General features: G+C 65.3%; 4 protein-coding genes. All 4 read right to left on the reverse strand.

Features of this window, described 5'->3' with window-relative positions:
• Positions 1–106: 106 nt before the first annotated feature.
• Positions 107–1369: a molybdopterin-dependent oxidoreductase gene (locus JOZ00_RS24655; RefSeq protein ID WP_293349405.1), complete on the reverse strand. Its 1263-nt coding sequence runs from the start codon at positions 1367–1369 to the stop codon at positions 107–109.
• Positions 1370–1413: 44 nt separating this feature from the next.
• Entirely contained in the window at positions 1414–2154 is a 741-nt protein-coding gene (locus JOZ00_RS24660; protein WP_293349408.1) for an SDR family oxidoreductase, read from the reverse strand.
• A gap of 36 nt (positions 2155–2190) precedes the next feature.
• The gene (locus JOZ00_RS24665; RefSeq protein ID WP_293349410.1) at positions 2191–3600 is read right to left on the reverse strand and encodes an acyl-CoA desaturase; all 1410 of its coding nucleotides are present in this window, start codon (positions 3598–3600) and stop codon (positions 2191–2193) included.
• 15 nt (positions 3601–3615) lie between these two features.
• The coding region (locus JOZ00_RS24670) for a ferredoxin reductase (protein WP_293349412.1) at positions 3616–4479 on the reverse strand (864 nt) is incomplete at its 5' end.

Raw genomic sequence — 4479 nt, forward strand, 5'->3', positions numbered from 1 at the left:
CGGCTTGACGATGAAAACCACGTAGCCGAACAGCGCGAATCCCGTGATCAGGGTCAGCAGATGCAGCGGACGTGACCCGTAGAGCCTTGCGAAAGCCGTTAGCGCCCTATGCATTTGCCGCCGCCTGAAAGACGATGGAGGCCACCCATTTCGTGTTGTGCACGCCGGGTAGCGCCGGCACGATGATCCGGGCGGGAAAGCCGTGGTCCGCGGAAAGGTCGGCGCCGTTGACACGCAGGGCCAGCAGCGCATCCGGGTGCAGCACCTGGCTTCCCTGCAGTGTCGCGCGAGCGAAGGCACCGCCGCGCTCCAGCGACGAGACGCGCGCCGATCCCGGCGCGGGCACGCCGGCCCGGCGGGCCAGATCCGCCAGCCGAACCCCGCTCCACGCCTGAGTGGTCGACCAGCCCTCCACGCAGGCGATGGGCAATACAGCGGTGTGCTGTGGCATTGCCAGCAACGCGTTGCGGTCCAACACCACCGGCGCGGCGCCACCGCTCATGATCAGCCGCCAGCGCTCACCGGTTTCCTCGGGAGAGATGCCGGCCACCAGCGCGGTGCGGTTGACCTCGAAGTCGTTGGGTCCGTCACCGCGGGTGCGTCCCCGGGGCAGCAGCAAGGCGGCTTGTCGCGGATAGCCACCCAGCGTCTGGCCCGCCGTGATGACCGCGACAAACAGCGCGCTGCCACCCACGAGTGCCAGAGCACCCCGGCGGCTCATGGTTGCGGGGTACGGCGTCTCGGCGGCCAGCCCGTCGGGTTCCCAGGGCTCCGCTTCGGTGTCGGCGCGTCCGGTGCGCAGCACGTCGCGCAGCGACCTGGACCGCAGACCGGTCAACATGGTGCGGAGCTTGAGGGCGACGTGCACCACGAATCCGGCGATGAACACCCATCCGCCGAAGTAGTGCGCGGTGTAGAAGCTGAAACCGAAGATGTAGTCGTACTGGATGTTCAGGACGCCGGTCACGATCTCGAACAGGATGCCCCCGACGAGCATCAGCAGCGAAACCCGTTCCAGCAGTTGGGCGATCGACCGGGCCGGCGGCCACACGAAAAGCCTCGGGATCACCGACCAAAGTTTGGCCAGCACCACGGGGATCAACACCAGCCCGAGTCCGACGTGCAACCCCTGGGTCAACCGGTACAGCCATGACGGGTTGGTGGGCCAGTCGAACGTCGGCAGCTTCAGCCAGCCGACGTCGGCCGGGATGGCCTGGCCGAACTGCGGTCCATAAGCGATGTAGGACAGCAGACCGGTCAAGATGACCGTTGGCAGTGTCAGCAGGAGCACCGCACCGAAGACGGACGTCAGCCATCGTCCCCGCAGGGGGCTGCGCCAAGGGGCGCGGGTTCTCTGGGTTTCATTCACGATCAACAACGTCTACGGACCGACCGCGGAAACCGTTCACACTTTTAGCCCTGGACCGTGGGGCGGATCGTGATATCGCCGATTTCCACATCGGGGGGCTGTTCGATGGCGAAGGCAACGGCACGCGCGACCGCCTCCGGTGGCAGGCCGAAGTCGCTCATGTTGCGCCGGATCTGCTCACGCATCGCGGCGTCGTCGATGGAGCTGTCCAGTTGGGTATCGACGAACCCCGGCGATATCGACGTGGTGCGGACCACTCCGTCGGTCGACTCCTGGCGCAGGCCTTCCATCAGGGTGCGGACCGCATTCTTGGTGGCCGCGTACACGACCATGTTGGGCACGATCTTCAGGCCGGCCGTGGACACCGTGGTGACGAAGTGGCCGCGGCCCTGACGGCGGAACTGTGGCAGGGCCGCCGCGATGCCGTGCAGCACTCCGCGCAGGTTGACGTCGATCATCGCCGACCATCCGTCGACATCCAGATCCGATATCGGACCGATCTTGCTGATGCCGGCGTTGCTCACCAGCACGTCCAGGCGGCCGAACTCATCGACTGCCGTGCCGACGAGCCGCGCGAGGTCTTCGGGGCGTGTCACGTCGGTGGCGCACGTGACCACCGTTGCGCCCCCGGCGCGTAGCTCACCCGCGATGTCATCGAGGCGTTCGACGCGGCGCGCACCCAGGACGACTCGGGCGCCGCGTTCGGCAAGCAGACGCGCCGTCGCCTCACCGATCCCGCTACTGGCTCCGGTAATGGCGACGACGTGTCCCTCGATGCCCGTCATCTGCTCAGGCTAGACGGACGCCGAACGCGGTGTGGCTCAGTCGTTACCGCGCGGGGGCGGCTGCACGTCGACGCCGGTGCCTTTGTGTTCGGGGCCGGCGGCCGGGTGTTCGGCCGGGACCCGCTCCCGGAACCGGGTGCCCTCGCTGGGCCGTTGCGGTCCCGACTGGCCACCCTCGCTGCGGTACGGCCCAGGCTTCGGCCTCGGCTTGCCACCCGGGAAGGCGAGCCGCAAGATGGTGCGTTGCACCATCAGCCACTGCTTCCCGAACGGGCCGGAGTTGTAGGGCAGCTCGTAGCGCTCGCAGATGTCTTTGATCTTGGGAGCAATCTCCGAGTAGCGGCTGCTCGGCATGTCGGGGTAGAGGTGGTGTTCGACCTGGTAGCCCAAGTTGCCGCTGATGATATGGAATAGCGGGCTGCCCTCGATGTTGGCGGCGCCGAGCAACTGGCGCACGTACCAACCTCCGCGGGTCTCGTCCTCGACCTCCTCCTGAGTGAAGGTGTACGCCTGGTCGGGAAAGTGGCCGCAGAAGATGATGGCGTTCGACCACACGTTGCGCATCAGGTTGGCGACGGCGTCGGCGCCCAAGGTTCGCAGATAAGTGCTTTCCACTCCGGGCACGGTCTTGTCGAGGAAACCGGCCAGGGCCCCGATGCGACCCTTGTTCGACACCTTGCGTAGCCGCTTACCCAGGCGTGACTGCGCCGGCTGGTTAATCTTGCCGCGCAATGCCAGCTGGGCCAACCCGAATGCGCCGGCGCTGATCAAGGGCCACCCGATGTAGTCCTTGATGATCTGCGCGCGCGCTTTCCCGCTGATGCCCTTGAGGTCCTTGCGCACCTCCGAAAACGGCTTCTCGCGTTTGCGTATCGCGTCGATATCCATGTCATGAATGGCGACACCCCACTCGAACAGGAGCATCAGCAGGATGTTCGCGATCGGCTGAAACAGGTAGCGCGGGGCCCACTTCTGACTGGGGTCGATCCGCAACAGCTCGTAGCCGAGGTCCTTGTCCTTGCCCCGGATATTGGTATACGTGTGGTGGATGTAGTTGTGCGAGTGCTTCCAGGATTCCGCGGTCGAGGCCGTATCCCAGTCCCACACCGAGGAGTGGATGTCGGGATCGTTCATCCAATCCCATTGACCGTGCATCACATTGTGGCCGATCTCCATGTTCTCCAAGATCTTGGCCATGCCTAGGCATGCGGTGCCCAGCGCCCACGCCGTCTTCGACCTCGAGGCCAGCAGCAGCACCCGGCCGAGCACCACGATCTGCCGCTCTGCCGAGATGACGTTCTTGATGTAGCGCCGGTCCCGGTCCCCCAGGTCGGCGAACACTTCGTCGTGGATGGCATCCAATTCTTTGGCGAGCTTTTCGATTTCCTGTTCGCTCAGCCTGGCCAGGGGGGTTTGCCCCCCGGTTCTCTTCACAGCGCTCGTCATTTGGCGTCCTTTCGGTCAAAGTTCGAGTTCGACGTTGCCTTCGGCGGTGTTGATGCAGATCCGGACGTCCTGTCCGGTCGGCTCGGTGACTTCACCTGAGCGCAGGTCACGCAGCTTGCCCGACTTCAGCGTGCCGACGCAGGTATGACAGATTCCGATTCGGCAGCCGTGTGCCAAGTTAAGACCCGCCTGCTCCCCCGCCTCCAAAATTGAAGTGCCACCGTCACATTCGACGGATTTGTCGCTGTCGAGGAAGCACACCTCGCCACCCTCGCCGGCATTGGCGTCCCCGCCGATCTTGGGCTGGAAGCGTTCAAAGTGCAGGCGGTCGCGGTCGCCGTTGTTCTCCCAGTGCTCGATCAGCGCATCCAGCATTTCGCCGGGCCCCGAGCAGAACGCCTCCCGCTCGCGCCAGTCAGGACACACCTCGTCCAGGTCTTCCGGTCCGAGTCGGCCGCGCTCCGATGTCAGCCGCACGTCCACCCGCATGGAGTCGTGGCGGCGGTCCAATTCCTCGAGAGCCTCCAGGAACATCACCTGCTCACGGGTGCGAGCGGAATGGATCACCACCACGTCGTTGACCGCATTGCGATGATCGAGGCTGCGCAGCATGCTGATGATCGGCGTGATTCCGCTCCCGGCGCTGATGAACAGCATCTTCGCCGGCACCGGCTCGGGCAGCGTGAACACGCCCTCGATCTCACTGAGCCGGACCAGATCGCCGGCCCGAATCCGTTCCACCAGATACGGCGACACGGCGCCGCCGTCCACCTTTTTGGGCGTCACGCTGATCAAGCCGTCGTCGGGCTCGGGATCGGACGTGAGCGAGTACGCCCGCCAGTGATACTTGCCGTCGATCACGACGCCGAGACGCACGTA

Source organism: Mycobacterium sp. (assembly GCF_019243155.1).
In the GTDB taxonomy this organism is placed as follows: Bacteria; Actinomycetota; Actinomycetes; order Mycobacteriales; family Mycobacteriaceae; genus Mycobacterium.